The 21,120-nt window shown below is 38.1% G+C and carries 16 protein-coding genes and 1 pseudogene; all 17 read left to right on the top strand.

Going from position 1 to position 21,120, the window contains the following annotated elements:
* Positions 1–35: 35 nt before the first annotated feature.
* Positions 36–851: a 1,4-dihydroxy-2-naphthoyl-CoA synthase gene (gene menB / locus IGI47_RS08185; protein ID WP_438783904.1), complete on the top strand. Its 816-nt coding sequence runs from the start codon at positions 36–38 to the stop codon at positions 849–851.
* Entirely contained in the window at positions 796–2,301 is a 1,506-nt protein-coding gene (menE, locus tag IGI47_RS08180; RefSeq protein WP_438783903.1) for an o-succinylbenzoate--CoA ligase, read from the top strand. The genes menB and menE overlap by 56 nt, the downstream gene beginning before the upstream one ends.
* A complete protein-coding gene (locus IGI47_RS08175) occupies positions 2,282–3,646 on the top strand; it encodes an isochorismate synthase (protein ID WP_438783902.1) in 1,365 nt (454 codons plus the stop codon). The genes menE and IGI47_RS08175 overlap by 20 nt, the downstream gene beginning before the upstream one ends.
* Positions 3,643–5,355 carry a 2-succinyl-5-enolpyruvyl-6-hydroxy-3-cyclohexene-1-carboxylic-acid synthase gene (gene menD, locus IGI47_RS08170; protein WP_438783901.1) on the top strand — a complete coding sequence of 571 codons (1,713 nt, stop codon included), beginning with the start codon at positions 3,643–3,645 and terminating at the stop codon, positions 5,353–5,355. The genes IGI47_RS08175 and menD overlap by 4 nt, the downstream gene beginning before the upstream one ends.
* 67 nt (positions 5,356–5,422) lie before the next feature.
* Positions 5,423–6,175, top strand: coding sequence for a 2-succinyl-6-hydroxy-2,4-cyclohexadiene-1-carboxylate synthase (gene menH, locus IGI47_RS08165; RefSeq protein ID WP_438783900.1), 753 nt, complete (start codon positions 5,423–5,425; stop codon positions 6,173–6,175).
* On the top strand, positions 6,165–7,274 hold the full coding sequence (gene menC / locus IGI47_RS08160) for an o-succinylbenzoate synthase (protein ID WP_438783899.1): 1,110 nt from the start codon (positions 6,165–6,167) through the stop codon (positions 7,272–7,274). Before menH ends, menC begins: the two co-directional genes overlap by 11 nt.
* 167 nt (positions 7,275–7,441) lie before the next feature.
* Complete coding sequence (locus IGI47_RS08155; RefSeq protein WP_438783898.1) at positions 7,442–9,211, top strand: glycoside hydrolase family 13 protein; 1,770 nt, start codon at positions 7,442–7,444, stop codon at positions 9,209–9,211.
* 99 nt (positions 9,212–9,310) lie between these two features.
* Complete coding sequence (locus IGI47_RS08150; RefSeq protein ID WP_438783897.1) at positions 9,311–10,570, top strand: extracellular solute-binding protein; 1,260 nt, start codon at positions 9,311–9,313, stop codon at positions 10,568–10,570.
* Between the two features lie 248 nt (positions 10,571–10,818).
* A complete protein-coding gene (locus tag IGI47_RS08145) occupies positions 10,819–12,117 on the top strand; it encodes a carbohydrate ABC transporter permease (RefSeq protein WP_311931079.1) in 1,299 nt (432 codons plus the stop codon).
* Between the two features lie 3 nt (positions 12,118–12,120).
* A complete protein-coding gene (locus IGI47_RS08140; RefSeq protein ID WP_005877615.1) occupies positions 12,121–12,972 on the top strand; it encodes a sugar ABC transporter permease in 852 nt (283 codons plus the stop codon).
* Positions 12,973–12,982: 10 nt separating this feature from the next.
* Positions 12,983–13,798, top strand: coding sequence for a maltodextrose utilization protein MalA (locus IGI47_RS08135; RefSeq protein WP_438783896.1), 816 nt, complete (start codon positions 12,983–12,985; stop codon positions 13,796–13,798).
* 151 nt (positions 13,799–13,949) lie between these two features.
* The gene (locus IGI47_RS08130; RefSeq protein ID WP_104661616.1) at positions 13,950–15,116 is read left to right on the top strand and encodes a class I SAM-dependent methyltransferase; all 1,167 of its coding nucleotides are present in this window, start codon (positions 13,950–13,952) and stop codon (positions 15,114–15,116) included.
* 182 nt (positions 15,117–15,298) lie between these two features.
* The gene (locus tag IGI47_RS08125) at positions 15,299–15,934 is read left to right on the top strand and encodes a PepSY domain-containing protein (protein ID WP_438783895.1); all 636 of its coding nucleotides are present in this window, start codon (positions 15,299–15,301) and stop codon (positions 15,932–15,934) included.
* Between the two features lie 77 nt (positions 15,935–16,011).
* Positions 16,012–16,956, top strand: coding sequence for a dihydroorotate oxidase (locus IGI47_RS08120; protein WP_311931083.1), 945 nt, complete (start codon positions 16,012–16,014; stop codon positions 16,954–16,956).
* 1,039 nt (positions 16,957–17,995) lie between these two features.
* Positions 17,996–19,168, top strand: coding sequence for a hypothetical protein (locus IGI47_RS08115; protein WP_311931085.1), 1,173 nt, complete (start codon positions 17,996–17,998; stop codon positions 19,166–19,168).
* A gap of 285 nt (positions 19,169–19,453) precedes the next feature.
* Positions 19,454–19,735 (top strand): metal-sensitive transcriptional regulator, encoded by a 282-nt coding sequence (locus IGI47_RS08110; RefSeq protein ID WP_438783894.1) that lies wholly within the window; start codon positions 19,454–19,456, stop codon positions 19,733–19,735.
* A gap of 10 nt (positions 19,736–19,745) precedes the next feature.
* Positions 19,746–21,106 (top strand): annotated as a pseudogene (locus IGI47_RS08105) (MATE family efflux transporter).
* The last annotated feature ends 14 nt before the right edge of the window (positions 21,107–21,120 follow it).

Raw genomic sequence — 21,120 nt, 5'->3', positions numbered from 1 at the left:
GTATAATGGGTATGTTCAAATAGAGGAGGAATAACATGAGAAATTGGCAAACAATCAAAGAATATGAAGAAATTCTTTTTGAGCAATACCATAGAATAGCAAAAATAACAATCAATCGGCCAGAGGTCCATAATGCGTTTACCCCGAAAACTGTTTTTGAGATGATCGAGGCATTTACTATTTGTCGGGATCGTTCAGATATCGGTGTAATTATTTTGACGGGTGCGGGAGATCTTGCCTTTTGTTCTGGTGGAGACCAGAAAGTTCGAGGAAATGGCGGCTATGTTGGTGAGGATCAAGTTCCAAGATTAAATGTTCTTGACCTGCAACGGTTGATTCGCATAATCCCTAAACCGATCATTGCCATGGTCAAAGGGTGGTCGATTGGTGGCGGTAATGTGCTGCAACTCGTGTGTGATATCACAATTGCAGCTGAAAATGCAAAATTTGGTCAAACGGGACCTAATGTCGGTAGTTTTGATGGTGGGTACGGTTCGGGCTATTTAGCACGGGTCATCGGGCATAAAAAAGCAAAAGAAGTCTGGTTTATGACGAAACAATATTCGGCACAAGAAGCGCTAGCTATGAATTGGATCAATACCGTTGTTCCTTTGGATAAGGTGGAAGACGTGACAATCGAATGGGCAGAGGAAATGCTGAAGAAAAGTCCGTTAGCCTTGCGGATGATCAAAGCTTCATTGAATGCGGACACCGATGGTCTAGCAGGTATCCAACAATTAGCAGGTGATGCAACTTTACTTTACTATACAATGGATGAAGCGCAAGAAGGACAAGATGCATTCAAAGAAAAAAGAGATCCAGATTTTGAACAATTTCCCAAATTCCCATAGTAAAAGACCAAATAGCTGGTTACAACAACAAGCTTTGCTTCATCCAGAACAACCAGCTCTTTATTCTAAAAATCGCTGTCTAACGTTTAGTGAATTAAATCACTATGTCCAAAAATACGCCCAGTACTATTTACAAAAAATGGATGAAAAGGTGCAACGAGTGGCAATTTTAAGTGAAAACTGCGAGGAGATGTACCTATCAATCTTAGGACTCTGGGAGCTAGGGATCGAAATCCAATTTTTGAATACACGGTTGACTAAAAATGAGATCTTTTACCAGTTGAGTCATGCACAGACGGATGTGCTAATTGCACCAGTGAAGCAAGCTATGAGAGAAATCCAAATGATCTTATTACCCAAGATCAAAGAGGTAGCAACTATTTCTACTGATTCTACGATTGATAGTGGGTATATGAATGAATCGATTGCTTCGATCATATATACTTCAGGAACAACAGGAAAGCCAAAAGGAGTGCCACAGACTTTTGCCAATCATCGTGCGAGTAGTTTGGCTACGAAAGAAAAGCTGTCTGTAAAAGTTGGCGATTCTTGGTTATGCTGTGTCCCTTTGTACCATATCAGTGGGTTATCGATTGTCCTACGTTCACTTGTTTTGGGAATAAATGTATACCTTTTGCCTAATTTCGATGCTGAGAAAATCAATAAGATCATCTTAAAGGGGAAGGTGAACCACATTTCAATGGTTACCAAGATGCTTAAAGACCAACTCCCTCTAATTTCTGTAGGAGGCTATCCAAAACAGCTCTGTACAGTTTTATTAGGAGGTGGGCCTGTAGACACAGCAGTGATACGTACGTGTCAAGAAAAGCATTTGCCGATTGTACTGTCTTATGGAATGACAGAAACTTGTTCACAGGTTGTTGCCACAAATAAGGAATGTAAACCTGGATCATCAGGCTATCCATTGGCAAATGTGCGTGTAAAAATAAAGGGGACCATCGAACCGTATGTTACAGGTGAGATTCTGCTACGTGGCCCCTCGATCATTTCCAATTATCTCGATGATGAACATGGCCACGAAGTTTGGACGTCAGATGGATGGTTTTGTACCGGGGACTGGGGATATTTAGATGAAGAGGGCGAATTGTTTCTTGTTAGCCGGATGAATGAACTAATCATTTCAGGTGGAGAAAATATCTACCCAGCGGAAATCGAAGAGGCGTTATTGAGAAGTGAGAAGATAAGTGAAGCGGTCGTCGTCGGGAAAACAGATGATACTTGGGGACAACGCCCCGTAGCATATATAAAGTTGCTTGATCCTCTAGAAGAGGCAGAACTTCGCCAGTTATTACAACCATTAGCGTCGTATAAACATCGGGATGAATTATTTGTTGTTCACACAATACCAAAGACGGCTTCAGGAAAAAATATAAAACGAATTTTTTTGACCGAAGAAAGAGTGAAATATATTGATTACCGACTTTACTGAAGATATGTTTGATGATCTTCCTAAGAGAACACGTTATTTAAGCTATAGTTACTTGATTCCTTACCAACCACTTGAAGCAATTTTTGCGAAGGCAAGTGCCTATAAAGGAACACGCTTTTTTTGGCAAACACCAGATCGGCAATTTGGATTAGTCGGGCTAGGTAAAAACCTTTTAGATGAGCCAACCATAGGGGATGTACTACGAATCAAGCAGCTCAAAAAAGAATTTTTTAAAAGTTTTTACTTCGTGGGTGAGAGAAAAGAACAGCCAATGCTTTTCGGGGGCTTTCCTTTCAATAAAAATAATCGGAAAACCGAAGCATTTTGGGCGGACTTGTCAACGGGGTATTTTGTGTTGCCTAGTGTATTGATCAAACAAGTAAAAAAAGAGTTGAACGTTGTCATAACAGTAAAAAAAAAGGGAAAGCCTTTAAAAAGACTTTTTGATGAAGTGACGGATTGGGTACAGATATTGGATTATCTACTTGAGAAGGTCACTCCATCTTTTCCGCAAACACAAGTTTTGTTAGAAAATGAATTAGATGTAGCAACATTTCTTCAGTCCACCAAAGAAAGTGTAGAAGAAATACGTGACCCAAGAAATCCAATGGAAAAAGTGGTGCTTGCAAGACAAATGGACTTGAGGATGGAGCATTTTTCAGTTGAGCGTTTGATCGACAATTTGATCAGGCAACAAGCGAACACTTACGTATTTGCTTTAGAAACAAAAAAACGATGTTTTGTCGGAGCAACTCCTGAACATTTACTCCGTGCTTCAGCTACTCACTTTTTTACGGCAAGCATCGCGGGCTCGATTACTCGTGGAAAAAATGACGAGGAAGATCGAATACTTGGAGAAAAACTTTTAAAAAACTTAAAAAACAATAACGAACATGCCATTGTTGTGAAGAAATTGACAAAGCAGTTGGCAAATTATACAGAAGGAAACTTGAGTGTTTCTAACAAAAAAATTTTAAAAAACCGTGATATCCAACATCTTCATCTGACAATCTCTGGGATTAGGAAACCAAAAGTCTCTCTTTTCGATGTGATTCAAGCACTCCATCCTTCCCCAGCGTTAGGTGGAGAACCAAAGGAAGTGGCAATACAGTGGCTTGCAAAGAAGGAACCATCTGGAAGAGGATTATATGGCGCACCTATCGGTTGGTGTGACGTTATGGAAGATATTGGTGAGTTTGCTGTAGGGATTCGCTCAGGCGTTTTCAGCGAAAATGCTGGGCGATTATATGCAGGGTGCGGGATTGTTGGTGATTCAGATCCAGAGGAAGAACGCCAAGAAACACAGTTGAAATTCCAACCGATGCTAAGAGGAGTGAAAGAATGACGACAAAACAAGAAATGACAAAGTACCTACTGGCTTTTATTAATGGTATGAAGCAATCGGGGCTAAATAAAATCGTGATCAGCCCTGGATCTCGTTCTACACCCCTTGCTCTTTTGCTTCATCGTGATCCAGAAATCGAGACGTATATCAATGTTGATGAACGTTCGGCAAGTTTTTTTGCTTTGGGTTTAGCAAAAGGGGAGAGAACAGTTGTGGGACTATTATGTACGTCAGGAACGGCTGCTGCAAATTATTATCCAGCAATCTGTGAGGCAGAAGCTTCTCAGATTCCGCTAGTCGTATTGACTGCAGATCGTCCACCTGAAGTGCAAGGAGCTGGAGCGCCACAAACAATGGAACAACATAACCTCTATGGGAGTCATGTGAAGAAATTTTTGTCGTTAGCTCTTCCAGAAGCGGGATCAGTAATGCGACGCTATAGCTTTTGGCAAGGAAGCGAACTTGTTGTAATCGCTAAAGAATATCCAGCAGGACCAATCCATATCAATCTACCACTTCGAGAACCTCTATTGCCGGACTTAACGCAAACGGATACTACTGATCTTGTTAGAACGGATATCCAGCTTGGAAAATCCTTGTGTTTTGAACTGTCTGAGTTGCCAACTTGGCTAACCAAAAAGGGGCTGATCATCGTCGGTCGAGAATTAACTATTGAACAAGCGCAGCAACTGATCGAACTTGCAGAAATCGTTGATTGGCCGATCATCGGGGACCCCCTAACGAATCTAAGTGCGTGTGGGAAATTAAGCAAAAACTATCTTCCCCACGCTGAATTGATTTTTTCACGGACTATCACAGAGCAACCAGAAGTCATTTGGCAATTTGGTAATTTGCCTGTATCAAAAAACAGCTTGCTTTTTGTTGAAAAACAAGAAAAAGCAACGTATGTGGTCATTGATGAACGTGCAAAGCGACAAGACTGGTTACACTTAGGAAATTACTATTTGCCAGTTAGCATACCTAGCTTTTTAGAAGCGGTGCAACAAGTTGCTAAGAAAGTTTCTTTTCCTGAATCGAGCGAATGGTCAGCGATTTGGCAATCTTACGCAACAAACGCACATGAAGTAATCAAAGAACAGTTAGCTTCCGCTGTTTTTAGCGAGAGTTCAGCAAGCAGAAAATTATTTCAGCTGATCGAAAAAGGAGAAAGCTTGTTTCTCTCTAACAGTAACGCCATCCGCTTCATCGACCGGTTGGCAACACCAACAGAACGTTCCTTCGTGATCTATGGAAATCGTGGTGTAAATGGGATTGACGGGATCGTTTCAACAGCGGCCGGCATAGCAGCTACTCAAAAGCAGCGCGTATTTCTATTGATCGGTGATTTGGCATTGTTCCATGACATGAATGGGCTTCAAATGATCAGACAATTAAAGTTACCCGTCACATTGGTCGTTTTGAACAATAATGGCGGAGGGATTTTTTCTTTCCTGCCACAAAACAGTTTGACAAAAAAAGATTTCGATCCACTCTTTGCCACACCACTGAATCTTGACTTACAAAAAGTAGCAAATTTATATGATGGCTATTATTATCAACCAAAATCAATGGCTGAATTTGCAAAAAGCATTGAAGAAAGCCGCAAGCAGGCGAGTTGGGCGTTAGTTGAAGTAGCAGGAAAACAAGAAGATCCTGTCTTGCTGTGGAAAGACATACTGAGAGAATATGGTGAGAAAGATGCGTACTGAAAAGATGACAGTGAATTGATTCAACTACGCCTACAGCAAGTTGAATCAATGGAAACCTAATCAACCGGTGCTAATATGCTTACATGGTTTTACTGGTACGATGGCTACCTTTACTTTTTCAATATCTTCATTCAATCTTTTAGGGATTGATCTGATTGGCCATGGAAAGACGGATGTCTTTGTCCATCCATATCGGTATCAACTGTCGTCATTGGTTGTGGACCTTGCTCAACTAGTTAAAAAATTGCATATAGACTCTTTCTATTTACTTGGCTATTCAATGGGGGCAAGAACAGCTCTGGCATGGACAATTGAGCAACCTGAAGGGATTCTTGGGGTGGTTTTAGAAAGTGGGACACCAGGGATCGAAACGGCGTCGCTAAAAAGGCAACGTCAAAAGAAAGACAATCGCCTTGCTCAAAACATTATGACGGCGCCACTTTCTCATTTTGTTGAGCATTGGACAGCTTTGCCGTTATTCGAAAGTCAAAAGCATTTACCTCTTTCAGTAAGAAAAAAGATAGAAAAAGAAAGACTGGGGCAAAAGCGTTTTGGACTCGCCATGAGTCTGTGGTATATGGGGACGGGTAAACAGAAAAATTATTGGCCTTTCCTCCCATATTTACAGGTACCGGTACTGTTTCTTGCCGGTGAATATGATTGGAAATTTAGAGAGATCGGGCGGAAATTAGTTACAAAGAACGACCGTTTTGAATTTGTTGTTGTTCAAGAGAGTGGTCACTGTATCCATATCGAACAGCCTAGCTTGTTTGAATCGGTGATGAGTGATTGGTTAAAGGAGAGAAAAAATGAGAATTGAAAAAGCAGAACTTTTTCAGTTATACTTACCTTTGATAGCCCCATTTCAAACGAGTTATGGCGTATTGACTGAAAAGAAGTTTGATTTACTCATACTAAAAGACGAATTGGGGAACCAAGGAGTAGGGGAACTAGTTTCATTTGATCAAGCGAATTATATTGAAGAGACGATCGAGATGAGCCGTGCCATCATCAAAAAAGAGTTGATTCTCTTATTACAGGATCATGTATTTTCTGCACCCACTGAAGTCCATTCGCTTTTTCAAAGAGTGCAAGGTAATTTCATGGCAAAATCAGCTATCGAAACGGCTGTTTGGGATCTTTACGCAAGAAGAAGGGGTGTTAGTCTGCAACAGCTTTTTGCTGGAAGACAAATGCAACTTTCAGTAGGTGTGAGTATGGGAATGGAAGATATTGATGCACAGCTTTTGAAAAAAGCAAAAACATATGTCGAACAAGGATATACACGTTTGAAATTAAAGATAAAACCAGGGTACGATCTTCGGCCACTACAACTTTTAAGAAGAGAATTTCCAGATCTACTGTTGATGGCAGATGCTAATTCTGCGTATACGATAAATGATCTAGCACTTTTCGATGAACTGGATCAGTTGGAGTTGTCCATGATCGAACAGCCTTTTGCTACACGGGACTTCGTTGATCATGCACAACTGCAAAGAAGGTTAAAAACGCCGATTTGCTTAGATGAGAATATCCGTACGCTAGAGGATGTCAAAACAGCTCATGCTTTAGGTAGTTGCCGAGCCATCAACTTAAAGATTCCGAGAGTAGGCGGCATTACTGAAGCTCAAATGATTGTGGATTATTGTCGTGAACAGGGTTTGCTTGTTTGGCTGGGCGGGATGTTTGAATCGGGTGTTGGAAGAGCCCTTAATTTACAATTTGCAAGCCAGCCGGAGTTTACTTTTCCAGGAGACATCTCTGCTTCGAGGCGATACTATCATGATGATATCGTTGAAGAACCTGCAGTATTGAGAGATGGCAAACTGGTTGTTCCGAATGGAATCGGTAATGGGATAACTTTGGCGCCAAAAAAGATCGAACGGTATTGCACGAAAAAAGAACGATTGATTTCATAGGAATTTACGAAGCGGTTCCATTAAGTGAGAGGTGGTTTTTCACTATTTGGAACTGTTTTTTTCTTTTCTTCAAATGAATTCTGTTACCGATAACATTTTTGAAAGCGTTGTCTTTTTCTTTTTGGTCTTTTATAGTGAGAACGTAATCTTAAAAAAGGAGGAAATATATGAATACGGCAGCAATTTATCACCGTCCAGAAAGTGAATATGCTTTTTTGTACGAAAAAGATACGTTTCGAATTCGTCTGCGTACTAGTAAGGACGATGTCAAAAAAGTTTATGTTATCAGTGGTGACCCCTATACCATTATGTCTAAGAAATGGTATTTACAGGAAGTTCCGATGAAAAAAGGATTGAGTACACTTGTACATGACTATTGGGAGATCGAACAAACGAGTGATACGAGACGCTTACAGTATGGCTTCCATATCGTTGGAATCGATGGAATGGAATGTTTTTATGGAGATCAAGGTATTTTCCCTTACGAGCCAGTTACTTTAGAAGAGGCAAATTATTATTTTCGCATTCCTTATTTCCATGAGATCGATCGCTTCAAAGTTCCACAATGGGCGAAAGAAACAGTTTGGTATCAAATTTTCCCAGAACGTTTCGCAAATGGCGATACTAGTAATGATCCTGAAGGTACGTTGCCTTGGGGCAGTAAAGCGCCTGACCGCGATGATTTCTTTGGCGGAGATCTTCAAGGGGTGATCGATCATCTAGATTATCTGACGGATCTAGGGATCAATGGGATTTACTTTTGTCCGATCTTCAAAGCAATGTCGAATCATAAATATGATACGATCGACTATTTCGCAGTTGATCCCGCATTCGGTACGGAAGAACAGTTGAAAGAATTGATTGAAAAAGCGCATCGAAAAGGAATGAAAATCATGCTTGATGCGGTGTTCAATCATATCGGTAGTGATTCGCCACAATGGCAAGATGTCGTGAAAAACGGGGAACACTCTGAATATAAAGATTGGTTCCATATCCATTCTTTCCCTGTAGATACGTACCAAATGACGGAAATCCCAGAAACTGCGGCAAATTTAACTTATGACACGTTTGCGTTTACGCCTTTCATGCCGAAGTTGAATACAGCAAATAAAGAAGTGCAGGCATATCTGCTGGAAATAGCGGCTTACTGGGTGAAAGAATTCGATATCGATGGTTGGCGCCTAGATGTAGCGAATGAAGTCGATCATCATTTTTGGAAAAAATTCCATGAAACGGTAACTGCAATCAAACCGGATATTTATATTTTAGGTGAGATCTGGCATTCTTCACAAGCTTGGTTACAAGGGGATGAATTCCATGCAGTGATGAACTATGCCTATACAGATTCTATAAAAGATTATTTTGTGAAGCAAAAGATCAGTGCGCAGCAAATGGTAAGTGGAATGAATCATCAGCAAATACTATATCAAGACCAGGTCAATGAGGGAACGTTCAATCTATTAGATTCCCACGATACTGCTCGAATCTTGACATTGTGTCAGGAGAATAAAGAGCTGATGAAGTCAGTTTTGACATTCATGTTTCTACAAAAAGGGGCACCGTGTATTTATTATGGCACAGAAATCGGCTTGACTGGCGGTGAAGACCCAGATTGTCGTAAATGTATGGTCTGGGAAGAAAAACAACAGGATTTGGAATTATATGGATTTACTAAAGAACTGATTTATTTGCGTAAACGACTATCCGAGATTTTGATCAATGGAACAACCTGTTGGGAGTTGGTCGATGACAGTCGAAATGTCATCCATTTTTCTCGAGAATTAAATGGACAAAAAATCCATGCCATCTTCAATCAGGGACAAGAAGCATACCTTATTGAGCAACAAAGCGAAGTCATGTTCAGTCAAAACAGCAAACTGCTGAATGATGGCAAAGCAGAGATCCAACAATTTGGATTTTTGATTATGTGTGAATAAGTTGTTACCGGTAACACGCAGAAAGCGTTTGCAAAAGGTAGTTTTATAACAGTATACTTTTTATATAGCAACGAATCCAAAGAAGCGGAGGAAAAGAAAGTGAAGAAAAACTATGTGAAAAAATTGGGGTTAGGTTTAGTGTCACTTGGTATTCTAGGTGGTTTAGCAGCTTGTGGTAACGGAAGTTCTTCAACAAGCAGCAGCGAAAGCGACGAAAAGACTTTAACGGTATCGGTCGATTCTGGATACAAAGATTACATCAATGAAATCAAAGGTGATTTTGAAAAAGAAAATGATGTAAAAATCAAATTAGTCGAAAAAGACATGTTCGAACAATTGGAAGCACTTTCGCTTGATGGACCTGCAGGAAAAGGACCAGACGTAATGATGGCGGCTTATGACAGAATCGGTGCGTTAGGTCAACAAGGACACCTAGCAGAGGTAAAACTAGGGAACGAAGCGGATTATGACGAAACAGACAAAGCTCAGGTCACTTACGATGGCAAAATTTACGGAGAACCTGCAGTTATCGAAACGCTGGTACTTTATTACAACAAAGATCTAGTGGAAACAGCACCAACAACATTCAAGGACTTAGAAGCATTAGCAAAAGATGATCGTTTTGCTTTTGAATCTGAATCAGGTAAAAATACTGGCTTCTTAGCGAAATGGACAGACTTCTATTATTCTTATGGCTTATTAGCTGGTTACGGCGGTTACGTGTTCGGTGATAACGGAACAGATCCTTCTGATATTGGTTTGGATAATGCTGGTTCGATTGAAGGGATCACGTATGCAACAAACTGGTTCCAAAATATATGGCCTAAAGGAATGCAAGACATCAAGAGTGCTGGGGACTTCGTTAGCCAACAATTCATGGATAACAAATCAGCAGCAATCATTGACGGACCTTGGCAAGCACAAACGTATAAAGACAATAAAATGAACTATGGCGTAGCAAAAATCCCAACATTGGACAACGGTGAAGCATATCAACCATTTGGTGGCGGAAAAGGTTGGGTTGCAAGTAATTACTCTAAGAACAAAGAACTTTCTCAAAAATGGTTGGATTATGTGACAAACACAAAGAACCAAGAAAGATTCTTTGAAATGGTCAACGAGATCCCTGCAAACCAAACTGCACGTGAAACAGCAAAATCAAAAAATGACGAGTTGACTACTGCGGTTATTGACCAGTATGAAAATGCGCAAGCAATGCCAAACATCCCTGAAATGGCAGAAGTTTGGACTGGCGCTGAAAACTTGATGTTCGATGCTGCTTCTGGAACGAAGACACCAAAAGAATCTGCAACTGATGCAGTTAAGACAATCAAAGAAGCGATTGAACAAAAATATTAAAATCATGCACTAGATAGTAATAGAGTTTTCCATTAAAAATAGATGTTCCAAGCAAAGCTTTTATCAGAAAGTGTAGAAGTTGTAAAAGAAGCGTTTTGATAGAAGTGAGAAAAAAGAAAACTCTCGAAATAGATTTTCTTATTTTGAGAGTTTTTGATTTATTGTCAAAAGACAGGGATAGCCGTTTGACGAGTTGGATCATTAAGCAGCAATTTTTGTATAGATCAGCAGTATAAGGGGGCATCAAGATGCAACAAGACAAAAATGAAGTCAATGTAAAAAAAGTGACCTTACTATCACTAATCCCCGGCATGGGGCAATTTGCCAATGGACAAAGATTTAAAGGAATTGTCTTTATCGTTATTTTTCTAGCATTCATCATCCAAATGATTTTAGGTGGGTTTCAATCATTGATAGGATTGGTCACATTAGGTAGCGTACCGATGGAAGACCATTCTCTATTTATTTTGATTCAAGGAACGCTCCAATTGATCATTACGATCATCTTTTTCATTTTTTATGGATTGAATCTACTAGACGCAAAAAGAGTCGCTACTTTGCGTAAGGAAAATAAAAAAGTAAATCGTACGATGAAGGAAGTCATACATAATGTAGGGGATGAGGGTTTTCCTTATTTACTTACGCTTCCAGCATATCTCTTAATGATTTTTACCATTATTTTTCCCGTATTAGTGACATTGTTCACCGCATTCACAAATTATGATTTCAAGCATATCCCTCCGGCTAGTCTGATTGACTGGGTGGGAGCAAAAAATTTCTTTAGTATTTTTTTCTTAAGCTCTTATCGAAACACATTCCTATCCGTATTCTCTTGGACAGTGATCTGGACACTTTGTGCAACAACGCTCCAAATCACATTAGGGATTTTTACAGCAGTAGTGGCACATCAAAAGTTCATCAAGTTTCGTCGGATCTTTGGGATCATTTTCCTTTTACCATGGGCTGTACCAGCATTTATCACTATCATGAGTTTTTCGAATATTTTCAATGACAGTGTCGGAGCAATCAATACACAGGTCATTCCATTTTTGAATAATCTGCCATTTGTCGATATTAGTGCTATTTCATGGAAAACAGATCCTAATTGGACAAAAGTAGCAATCATCATGGTCCAAGGCTGGCTAGGATTCCCGTATATCTATGTGATGGTTACAGGGATCTTGCAGTCGATTTCGGAGGATCTATATGAAGCAGCAAAAATCGATGGAGCAAATGCTTGGAAACGTTTTTCAAATATCACTTTACCGGCTATTTTTCTCGTAGCTGCACCAACGTTCATTACTCAATATACAGGAAACTTCAATAACTTCTCAATGATCTATCTATTTAATAATGGTGGTCCTGGTAGTGTTGGTGGCGGTGCCGGTTCTACAGATATTCTGATCTCATGGATCTATAAATTGACAACAGGAACGTCTCCACAGTATTCCATGGCTTCTGCGATCACGTTGATCATTTCTGCGATCGTTATCTGTGTCTCCTTGCTGGTGTTCAAAAAGACAAATGCGTTCAATATGGAGGACTAAACGATGAAAAAATTTAATTCAAGCGCAAAATTCCAACGAAGAGTTTCTCATTTTTTTACCTATCTATTTCTTATTCTTCTATCTATCATCATTATTTATCCATTGCTGATCACTGCTAGTACGGCATTCAAATCAGGAAATATTGCAGCATTCAGTTTAGATCTATCAAGCGATTGGACACTTGATAATTTTACTCGGTTATTCAGCGAAACGTTATATGGCACATGGTATAAAAATACATTGGTCATTTCGATCTTGACAATGGCTATCCAAGTAACAGTGGTGACATTGGCTGGTTATACGTATAGCCGCTATCGTTTCGTTGGTCGAAAATCAAGTTTGATGTTCTTCTTGGTGATCCAAATGGTTCCGACGATGGCTGCATTGACCGCCTTCTATGTGATGGCGTTTCTACTCGGTGCATTAGATCACTATTGGTTCTTGACGATGATCTATATCGGGGGAGGAATCCCAATGAATACCTGGTTGATGAAGGGGTATTTCGATACAGTCCCAATCGATTTAGATGAATCTGCTAAATTAGATGGAGCAGGACATTTCCGTATTTTCTTGCAGATCGTTTTGCCGTTGGTCAAACCGATGCTTGCGGTTCAAGCTTTGTGGGCGTTCATGGGACCATTTGGTGATTTCATGTTAGCAAAATTCTTGCTTCGTACACCAGAAAACCAAACAGTCGCTGTAGGATTACAAACATTCATCTCTGATGTAACGAATCAGCGGGTCTCATTATTTGCCGCTGGAGCCATCTTGATCGCGTTGCCGATTTGTTTATTATTCTTCTTTTTACAAAAAAACTTTGTCACAGGATTAACTTCTGGAGGAACAAAAGGATAGAGGTGTTAATATGCAAACATTCCCATTGAATTATTTTTCTGCTTTAATTGGACCTAGGCAGTTGTTTGCAGGAAGAAAACAGCTTTCATGGCTTAACTTCAGTTTGATCTTTCTTTTCTTAGTATCATTGATGGTTGTGCCTGTTACCTTGTTTTATGCCAATCAAGTAAAAGCAATTTCTATGGCACAATTTTTGACAGTTGGCTCGCTGATCGATCAGCCAGGAGTCGACCGTTTTTCACAATTAGAAGTAGTAAATGGTGAATTAAAGTCAGCGCCAATGATCATTAGTGAATCAGATGAACTACTCATTGGTACTGATCTATCAAAAGCACAACAATCAGAAAAAAATGCATTCATCAACTTTGAAAAAAACAATTGGACGATCCAACAAAAAGAAGGGGATACAACCAGAACGTATCAAATGAATTATCTTTCTTCATTTGACCCTGCTAGTGTGACTACGCCACAAGAATTTCAACTCTTTCTTGAACAAGCATTTTATACCAGCAATCGGCCGACGATCATCCTTTCATATAGCTTGAGTCTTGGGATCATTTTGTTCATCATGACTGCACTGATCCTATTTGGCGCTGCATTCTTCTTGTGGATGACACGAAAAAGCCGTTTCTCTTCCATTCATACATTTAAAGAGAGTGCGAATCTGATGCTGAATGTGATCGGGGTTAGTTCAATTATTTCTGCTGTAGTAGGGTTGATCCATTTTGATTTTGTACTGATGTTAGGAATCCAATCAACGGTTGCTGTATTGCTGCTTTTATGGATTTTTGCTAAGACTGGATTTAAAGATGAGCCGATCAAGTGACGACTATCTTGAATTATGAGAGAATGTATGCGAAAAAAATGAAAATTTAACGTGTTTTGAGAAAAATTTCTGAAAAAAAGAGACCTTCTTAGTTGATTCTTTTAATTTTTAGTATTAACGTTATAGGGTAGTTTTTTTAAGGAGGAAAATCATGTTAGAGAAGACTTTATACAATCAATTATTTTCACATTCTTTCTCACTTCCAGTTGAAGTTACTTATTGGGATGGTACGAAAAAACAATACGGAGATACGGGTAATCCTCCCCAAATCAAAATCAATATCCACGAAGAAATCCCTATGAAAGAGATCACCAACAATGCATCTCTTGCATTAGGTGAAGCTTATATGGATCATCGCATCGAGATTGAGGGAAGTATCCAAGCATTGATCAATGATGCTTATCAACAAGCAAATAGTTTTTTACGAGGAAAAGATTATCTAAAATGGCTTCCTAAAAAAGAGAAGCATACCAAGCAACAAAACAAAGAAGATATCCACTCTCATTATGATCTAGGAAATGATTTTTATGAAATGTGGCTTGACCCTACATTGACTTACTCTTGTGCATACTTCGAAACTCCAGAAGATACGCTTGAACAAGCACAAATCAATAAAGTACACCATATACTAGACAAATTGTTCATTAAAGAAAATGAAACATTACTTGATATAGGTTGCGGCTGGGGAACACTGATGTTTACTGCAGCGAAAGAGTATAACTTGAAAACGACGGGTATCACATTAAGTGAAGAACAATATAACCATATCACTAAAAAAATCAAAGAAGAACATCTTGAAGATCAATGCCGTGTCCTACTCATGGACTACCGCGAGCTTAAAGGCGAAACATTTGATCATATTACCAGTGTAGGGATGTTCGAACATGTCGGTTCTGATAATCTTGAAGGTTATTTCAAAGTAGTGAAAAACTTATTGAATCCTAAAGGAACCGCGTTGATCCATGGAATCAGTCGTCAACAAGGTGGCGCAACAAATGCTTGGATCAATAAATACATTTTCCCTGGTGGTTATGTTCCGGGTGTCACTGAATTAGTCGATAACATCACTAAAAACGATCTTCAATTGATCGATTTGGAAAGCTTACGCCGTGACTATCAATTAACACTAGAACATTGGACGAAAAACTTCCACGCGGTACAAGACAAAGTCACTGAAAAAATGGGTGATTCTTTCTACCGAATGTGGGATATGTATTTGCAAGCTTGTGCAGCTTCCTTTGAATCAAGCAATATTGATGTAATCCAATATCTATTAGTTCAACCAGGTAACAATGATATTCCAATGCACCGTGCATAATCGTTGAAAGTAGCAAGAGAAATGAATGCCTCTCAAAAGTTAGAACCAACTTTTGAGAGGCATTTTTGATTTCTTTGCTTTTTTTTATTTAAAAGAACAAATAGTATAAAAATGACTTTTACTTTTTTTCTTATGTATAATGAAAGAAACCGGATTATTTATGAAAGAAGGAATATGAAAAAATGAAAACAAAAGTTATTTATTGTGGATTATTTTCTTTATTTCTACTTGCAGGTTGCCAGCCGACAAAGTCTGAGAACTCATCTGTAAGTCAAACGAAAGCTACTACTATGACAACTAAGACAAGCGATACAACAAGTACAGGAACTTCTGGTAAAGAAAGCAGTCAAAGTAGTACAGGAAATGAGACAAATCAAGTGATCAAAGTTTCTGTCACAAAAGCAATTGAACTTTTCCAAAATAAATACCCAGATGCTGCAGTGACGAGTTTAGAATTGGATAGTGATTGGGGAAGCTATTTTTACAAGATCGAGGGTGCCGATGACCAAAATGAATATGAAGTAAAAATCGATGCCAATACAGAAGATATGGAAGCTCAAACGCCTGAAAAACTCGATCCAGATGATAGCCAAAAGAAAGAAGAAGATGCCTTAGATACAACAAATTTGTTGTCAACGGAGGACGCTGCTCAAAAAGCAATCGAAAAAGTTGGTGGAGGTACAGCAACTGACTGGGATCTGGATAAAGATTTAGGCACCACTTACTGGGAAGTAAAAGTCGAAAATGGGAAACAAACAACGAAAGTGAAATTAAATAGTCAAACAGGTGAGGTTCTTTCCACAGAAACAGAGGATTGATTTTTATCAACTCTTAGTTGCATTTTTTAGAGAGAATGATACACTGGAAAAAATGATTTATCAAAGGAGAGAATAACTTGACGCTAGAAACGACTTTTTTCAATCACACTTTTGCAAATCCTTTTATGAATGCTTCGGGTGTCCACTGTATGACTGTCAGCGAATTGGCTGAATTGGACCGTTCATCCGCAGGAGCTTTTATTACTAAGAGTTGTACACTCACAGAACGTGCCGGCAATCCAGAACCACGTTATTTTGACGTTCCACTAGGTAGTATCAACTCCATGGGATTACCAAATCTTGGCTTTTCTTATTATCTTGACTACGCATTAGCTTATGAGAAAGAAAATGAAGGGAAACAGCCCTTATTCTTTTCGATTGCGGGTATGAGCGCAGCTGAAAACTTAGAGATGCTGACGATGATTGAAAATAGTGCGTTCAAAGGAATCACAGAGTTAAATCTTTCTTGTCCTAATGTTCCAGGAAAACCTCAGTTGGCATATGATTTTGACGCTACATTCGATTTATTAAAACAAGTCTTTGCTCGCTTCACGAAACCATTAGGAATCAAACTTCCTCCGTATTTTGATTTCGCACATTTTGATCAAATGGCAGCGATCTTGAATCAATTTCCGTTGACTTATGTCAATTCGATCAACAGTATCGGGAATGGATTATATATCGATCCGAAAAGTGATTCAGTGGTCATCAAACCAAAAGACGGTTTTGGTGGATTAGGCGGCGAGTATGTAAAACCAACTGCGTTAGCCAATGTTCGAGCGTTTTATATACGATTGAACCCTGAAATCAAAATTATCGGTACAGGGGGTATCCGTAATGGGCAGGATGCCTATGAGCATCTCCTATGTGGCGCCACGATGCTGCAGATCGGCACCGAACTCCATAAAGAAGGCTCAGCGATTTTTGACCGTATCACAAAAGAGTTAGCTGCAATCATGAAAGAAAAAGGCTACGATTCGATTGCTGAGTTTCGTGGAAAACTGAAAACGATGAATGAATGAAACGAATGATGTGATGCGAGTTTTAAAAATCATTTACAGTGAAAATGGATTTTTAAACTTGCATTTTTTTGTTGTAAATTTTGTTTATCTATTGAACAAAGTGAAAGCTATATAAAATCGATCAAAAATAGCCTGTCGCTCCCTTGATCCAAATGCTATATATCATTTGTGCGTATTTAGATGTTCCAGTGGAAGAATTACTTAGTGGGCTAAAAAGGAGTACAAATTAAAGAAATTAATAAATAATTTATAGTTTTTACTGTTGAACAGCTTGCAAACATTTTTGCTATGTTGAAATGTTTGTAGGAAGCATGGATAAATGATAGTTGATTTTTCATGTTTCTTTTTGATACTATGATTGTGCGAAGCGATATCAATTTTTACCAATGAAACACAAAAACCACTCTATTCACAGTAGAGTGGTTTTCTTTTACATTCGTTGCGATTTTCCGAACATGTAGGTAGCAACTTGCTTTTAGTCATTGTCTTTCTCAGCTAACCAGTGAGAGATAAAGAGGCTTTTTCCGATAATAAAAGAGAGTATAATTTGGCTAGATACAGGTATTGAATGTTGAATATGCGGATTTATGCTATTAAATAATTATGTGTTATATAGAATGGAAGATAACATATAGTTCAGTAAACATAAAAATAAAGGCAAAGAATATTGTATTTATGATAACTTTGAAGCTATTGAAGTACCTTTCATGGATGTAATTCCTAGTGATATAATGGAATTACGGGCGTCCCGAAAGGTTTACCTGAAGACACAACTATATGTCGGTAACAGTAAATATTTCAGGGATTAGACTTAATGATCAAGAATTAAGAAATATCATTTATTCCGAAGTTTTGTTACAGAGACAAAAAAGAGTTTTTAAATTTGGAAAACGTCAATCAACAAAAATGGGAGAGTTATATTAAAGTGACTGCAACAGACAAGAAATATTGCAAGAAGCTTTAAATTGGTTTAGTACAGGGTAAGTAGCTTAAAAAATAGAATTAATATTACAATGGAAATTAATAAGGAGAATAGTTTATGGAAAAAGAGCACATAGAAGGTAGCTGTGATCAGTTTACTAAAAAAAGAGATAAAAAAGCTTTAAATGATCTAATGCTAAAGTATCTGGGTAAAAATATAAGCCGAGATTATTTTATTGCTAATTTTTTTGATGAAGATAACAATTATCTAGCTATTAATGAGTATAGTAACGTCGATAATTTTTCATTTACGGACTTTGTCGCTGGACTAGTAGGCGCTACTAGGGGTTATCTAACTTCCACTTGCCATTTCGATAATACTTACGTTGATCATCAAAGATCAGAAAGATATTTTATTTTTGGTCATGGAGAAGTCAAAATTAATGATTCTAAATTAGTCTTAGATTACGATCCTAGTAATTACTTCGGCTGTTATGATATCGAAACTTCAACGGAGTGTGATGAGGCCCTTACTAATATGGAAATTCTTAGCAAAGATATCTTTGAAAATAAATATACATTTTGTGGATTATACAATGAGTTTGATAGTTTTGATTTAAACAGTGCAACAATAACTAACAATATAGAGTATTACAGTATTAATTTAGAAGGCAATATTTGGCGTCAATATTTAGTTCAATCATTTAAATTCTTTAAAGCAAAAAGTTTTCAGACGGCATTTTTATTTGCTTTTATTTCATTTGAAAGTATGCTTGATTTAATAATAGATAAAACAGCAATCTTATTTGAACAGATTTACAATGAAAAGCTTGATTCTTTTATAGAAATGAAGCAGAGACAAGATCTAAAAATTAATAGACAAGATTTTGAACATTTTATTAATAAAGATGAAAGTTATCTGCTTTTAAAATCTTTAGAAAATAAGAATAGAGATTTAGTTAATAAAAAATTATATCAATTGATTGAAATAGCTACATTGAGAGATTCTCATGAAATAAAAAAACACTATTTAAATAGAATGAGTTTTTTCAATCTTTTAAGAAATTGTTTAGCTCATGGAAACGGATTTATAAAATTAGAGTCAAGTCCACTTTCAAGAAGGTATTTGAATTATCCAAAAGGTAATATTGATTATAAAAACATTAATGAACAGGATATTGATTTCGAAAAAATTTACGTAGAATTCATTCTTTCTATCTTTGATGTATGCTCAGCTTTATGTGGTTATACGGATAGAAAAGACTTCATTAAGAAATTGTCAGAAGTATAGCAATATATATAAATCAATATCTTTGAATTAGTTTCATATGTGCAATTTAGTCAGTTATCAGACTTGATCATAATTTTTCCTATAAATTATTGAGTCAATATTACAGAACCAGACAAGAGTGTTCCTTGCTTTTGTCTCTTTTTTTATATACTCTTATGGCGATAAAAGCAGCTGTCGAGAGGATCTGATCCAATAAAAAGCTTTCTTTGACAATTAATAAGTAAAAGCATATATTCATAGGGGATGGGGGGTACCCCCATAAAACTATATTGGAGGGGTTATTGTATGTCACATTTGATCGAACACCATAACGAAGAGTTGATCAAACGCTTGAATAAAATCGAAGGACAAGTAGTGGGTATCAAGAAAATGGTCCACTCGAATAAAGATTATGCTGATATTTTGATCCAATTGAATTCTGTACGATCAGCGATTCAAAAAATAAGCCAGATTCTTTTGGAAGCCCAAGCTGATCATTCGTTGACGCATGCAAGTGAAGGCGCTGATTTATTGGAAGAGATGGACCATTTAAAACGTGTGATTACCCAATATAATAAAATGAATTGAGCGATGGATGATGGATATAAGAGAGCCAGGATCAAATACCGACTCAACTATTAAAAGAAAATTGATCAAGTTGGCGCTTCCTGCCACGATCGAAAATATATTAGAAACCTCTGTTGGGTTCATCGATTCTTTGATGATTGCACAGATCGATTTGTTTGCTGTAGCAGGGATAGGTATAGCCAATGCAATATTAAATGTTTATATTGCTGTATTTATTGCTTTAGGGATCGGCACATCCTCCTTGATTTCTAGAAATATCGGAACGGGAGATAGTGAAAAAGCAACATTGATTGCTAAACAGTCATTATTATTAGCAATTGTTTCAGGTCTAATCTTAGGTCTAGTAAGTTTTCTGGTAGGACCGCAGCTGTTGGATTTAATGGGTGCGACAAAACAGACCTTTGACTATGCGTTAAAATTTTTCAGTATTGTAGGTGGTGGATCAATTGCTATTGCCACGATGATTTTATTGGGAAGTATGTTACGAGCAATCGGTGATACGAAATCCCCGATGAAAATCTGTTTTATCACTAATATTTTGAATATCCTCCTCGACTACATATTGATTTTCGGTTTAGGACCGATACCGGCTTTTGGTGTAGTGGGAACAGCTATTGGCACGCTGATTGCAAGAGTCTTAGGAACTATTTTATTGTATCGAAAAGTGCAATCGTCCGTTCTATCTTTTCCTTTCATGTCACTATTCCAACGCAGTAATTATCAGGAATTACTGAAGCTCTCATTTCCTGCAGCTTTAGAGCGCTTGGTTATGCGCTTAGGACAAGTATTGTATTTTGGCTTGATCGTAGCCATCGGTGCTAAACTTATTCCGCCCATTCGATTGCAGGAAGCATTGAAAGTTTTGTCTATATGCCAGCGTATGGACTAGCTACCGCAGCCGCAACTTTAGCAGGAAACAGTATTGGAAAAAAAGAGTTTGAAGAAACGAAACGTGTGGCTTTTTATGCTGTTAAATACGGGGGCGTTGTATTAAGTATACTGGGTATAGGATTGTTTTTTGGCACACCCCATATTGCACCTTGGTTTACAACCGACGCTGAGGCGATCAAGCAAATCACTATTGCGCTTAGAATCGATGCATTCAATCAACCGGGATTAGCTATCAGTTTGATATTAGCTGGTGTGTTACAAGGAATGGGAGATACCAAAACGCCTCTCTACAGCACAGCCTTCGGGATGTGGGTCACACGAGTCTTAGGTGTGCTACTGTTGGGAAAAGTATTGAATCTAGGAATTGCAGGTGTATGGGTAGCGATCGGGATTGATTTATATGTACGTTCGCTTTTTTTAACTTATCGTTTCAAACGAAATATCCGAATGTTAAAGAAGAATCAAATGCTTTCGCTATAAAAAAATTGGTGTCA

It is taken from the genome of Enterococcus sp. AZ191, from assembly GCF_051713845.1.
GTDB classification, from domain to species: Bacteria; Bacillota; Bacilli; order Lactobacillales; family Enterococcaceae; genus Enterococcus_B; species Enterococcus_B durans.
The sequence above is the reverse complement of the archived record's forward strand: the minus strand, read 5'-3'. Positions and strand labels throughout refer to the sequence as shown.

Bases quoted from the DNA above. Each gene is read 5' to 3' on its own strand.
- menE (WP_438783903.1), top strand. From the start codon at position 796: ATGCATTCAAAGAAAAAAGAGATCCAGATTTTGAACAATTTCCCAAAT.
- IGI47_RS08140 (WP_005877615.1), top strand. From the start codon at position 12,121: ATGAAAAAATTTAATTCAAGCGCAAAATTCCAACGAAGAGTTTCTCAT.
- menB (WP_438783904.1), top strand. From the start codon at position 36: ATGAGAAATTGGCAAACAATCAAAGAATATGAAGAAATTCTTTTTGAG.
- IGI47_RS08155 (WP_438783898.1), top strand. From the start codon at position 7,442: ATGAATACGGCAGCAATTTATCACCGTCCAGAAAGTGAATATGCTTTT.
- menD (WP_438783901.1), top strand. From the start codon at position 3,643: ATGACGACAAAACAAGAAATGACAAAGTACCTACTGGCTTTTATTAAT.
- IGI47_RS08110 (WP_438783894.1), top strand. From the start codon at position 19,454: ATGTCACATTTGATCGAACACCATAACGAAGAGTTGATCAAACGCTTG.
- IGI47_RS08145 (WP_311931079.1), top strand. From the start codon at position 10,819: ATGCAACAAGACAAAAATGAAGTCAATGTAAAAAAAGTGACCTTACTA.
- IGI47_RS08125 (WP_438783895.1), top strand. From the start codon at position 15,299: ATGAAAACAAAAGTTATTTATTGTGGATTATTTTCTTTATTTCTACTT.
- menC (WP_438783899.1), top strand. From the start codon at position 6,165: ATGAGAATTGAAAAAGCAGAACTTTTTCAGTTATACTTACCTTTGATA.
- IGI47_RS08130 (WP_104661616.1), top strand. From the start codon at position 13,950: ATGTTAGAGAAGACTTTATACAATCAATTATTTTCACATTCTTTCTCA.
- IGI47_RS08115 (WP_311931085.1), top strand. From the start codon at position 17,996: ATGGAAAAAGAGCACATAGAAGGTAGCTGTGATCAGTTTACTAAAAAA.
- IGI47_RS08135 (WP_438783896.1), top strand. From the start codon at position 12,983: ATGCAAACATTCCCATTGAATTATTTTTCTGCTTTAATTGGACCTAGG.